3 protein-coding genes are annotated in these 2,343 nt (G+C 65.0%); all 3 read right to left on the reverse strand.

The features are described 5' to 3' along the window. Window positions 1-891: ribosome biogenesis GTPase Der (gene der / locus AC1DJT_RS36170; RefSeq protein WP_476836002.1), on the reverse strand; the 891-nt coding region annotated here is incomplete at its 3' end. A 45-nt stretch (window positions 892-936) separates the two neighbouring features. Further along, window positions 937-1,599 (reverse strand): tetratricopeptide repeat protein, encoded by a 663-nt coding sequence (locus AC1DJT_RS36175; RefSeq protein WP_441505513.1) that lies wholly within the window; start codon window positions 1,597-1,599, stop codon window positions 937-939. Between the two features lie 62 nt (window positions 1,600-1,661). Next, window positions 1,662-2,343 (reverse strand): tRNA preQ1(34) S-adenosylmethionine ribosyltransferase-isomerase QueA (queA, locus tag AC1DJT_RS36180; protein ID WP_476836003.1); only part of this gene is annotated, 682 nt, incomplete at its 5' end.

Below are 2,343 nucleotides of genomic sequence, written 5' to 3' on the forward strand. Positions count from 1 at the left end.
GACCAGCGTCAGGTCCTGTTTCTCGAAGGGAATGGTCGAATCGAGCAGGACGACGACGACTTCGGCGAACCGAATGGCCCGAAGCGCATCGGCGACCGAGAGCTTTTCGAGCTTCTCCTCGATGCGGGCGCGCTTGCGCATGCCCGCCGTGTCGAAGAGCTTGACCGGGCGGCTGCGCCACTCCCAGTCAACCGAGATGGTGTCTCGGGTGATCCCGGCTTCCGGTCCCGTCAGCAGCCGGTCTTCGCCAATCATCCGGTTGACCAGCGTCGACTTGCCGGCATTGGGGCGGCCGATAATGGTGACGCGCAGCGGCTTGTTGGGGTCGCTGTCTTCATCGAGATCCGCGGCGGGAGCTTCGGCCCAGGCTTGATCGTCCTCGTCTTCGTCTGGCTCGTCGGCAATGAATGGCACGAGCGCTTCGAGCAGATCCGCGGTGCCTTCGCCATGTTCGGCCGAGAACGGAACGGGGTCGCCGAGCCCGAGCGCATAGGCCTCGAATGTGCCGTCCTTGCCCTTGTTCCCTTCCGCCTTGTTGGCGAGCAGGATCACAGGCTTTCCAGAACGGCGCACCAGATCCGCGAAGGGTTGGTCCATCGGCGTCAGGCCAAGCCGCGCATCGATCATGAAAAGGATCACGTCGGCCTGAGCGATCGCGGTCTCGGTCTGAGCGCGCATGCGGCCCGCAAGGGAGTCCTTGTCGGCCTCCTCGAGTCCGGCGGTATCGATGATGCGGAAGCGCAGATGGCCGAGTGAGGCATCACCTTCGCGCCGGTCGCGGGTCACGCCCGGCCGGTCATCGACCAGAGCGAGCTTCTTGCCCACGAGCCGGTTGAAGAGCGTCGATTTGCCGACATTCGGCCGGCCGATGATGGCGACGGTCGCGGTCATGGTGTTCAAATTCGTCCTGTTACGCGCCGGGATCGGCGCGTCGGGTCAATTCTTGGTCTCGACGGCGCCGCCGCGCACCAGCGCAAGATAGAGATCGGTACGCTGGCGCAGCACCTGCGGCGATTGCGGATCGGTCACGATGGCATCGAACCAGCGGCCGGCATCCTCGAACAGATTGGCCTTGAGGGCGGCAATGCCGAGAAACTCACGGGCCGAATGGCGCCAGACGCCCTGCGGAGACGCGAGCGGCTCAAGCGCGGCGCGGGTCTCGGCATAGGGCGCAAGATCGACGCGCAACATCCCGGCACGAAGCCGGGCAAGATCGCGATAGAGCTGATCGAGAGAGCTGTCATTCGCCAGTGCGTCGAAGGCCGTTGCGCCCGCGGCAGCGTCGCGCTTGCCGGTTTCGGCAGCCAGGCGGAACCGCGCGATCTGGCGGTATCCCGCCGGCGCGTTGGCCGCGAGGTCAACGAGGATCGACTCCGCCTCGGCGCCGCGATTGTCGCGCGAAGCCCTCAGCGCCTCTTCCAGCCGCGCACCCACGGCCTGCGAAGCCTGCTGCTCGCGATACAGCCAGACCTGCCAGGCTGCGACGGCCACGACAGCAGCCACGGCCAAACCGATCAGCAGGTTGCCATATTTCTTCCAGAGCGCCGCCGCCTTGTCGCGCCGGACCTCCTCGTCGATCTCACGAAAAATATCGGCCATAGGGTGTCACAATCCTCTTCACCCTGCCGGGTAGCATTTTCGCTGGCCGATTGCGAGCCGGATCAAGCGTGGCGTGGCGTGGTGGGTTCAGCCCTGAACAGCAAACTGCCGTCACCATAGGAATAGAACCGATATTTCTCCGCGATCGCATGGGCATAGGCCTGTTTCATGAGGTCGAGCCCGCAGAAAGCCGAGACCAGCATGAACAGTGTCGAGCGCGGCAGGTGAAAGTTCGTCATCAGGATATCGACGGCCCGGAAGCGATAGCCTGGCGTGATGAAGATGGCCGTATCACCGGAGAATGGCGCGACGACCCCGTTCTCGCCGGCAGCGCTCTCGAGCAGCCGCAGGGCCGTGGTCCCAACGGCAACGATGCGGCCTCCCCTTGCCTTGACCTGGTTCAGCGCTGCTGCGGTCTCAGTGCTCACGCTACCCCATTCGGCATGCATGCGGTGTTCGCGCGTATCCTCGGCCTTGACCGGGAGGAACGTGCCCGCCCCGACATGAAGCGTCACGAAATGGCGGGAAACGCCGTGCGCGTCGAGGGCTGCAAACAGCTCCGGCGTGAAGTGGAGACCGGCGGTCGGGGCGGCCACGGCTCCATCCATACGGGCGTGAACCGTCTGATAGTCGTGGGCATCGGCCAGATCGGTCGGCCGCTTGCCCGCGATATAGGGCGGGAGCGGCAACTCACCCAGCCGCGCGATCGCTTCATCGAGCACCGGACCGGACCAGGCAAAGCGC

The sequence above is a fragment of the Allobosea sp. 05T422_2 genome, assembly GCF_056396265.1.

Excerpts from the sequence above, each read along its gene's own strand:
- AC1DJT_RS36175 (WP_441505513.1), bottom strand. The coding sequence starts at position 1,599 with ATGGCCGATATTTTTCGTGAGATCGACGAGGAGGTCCGGCGCGACAAG.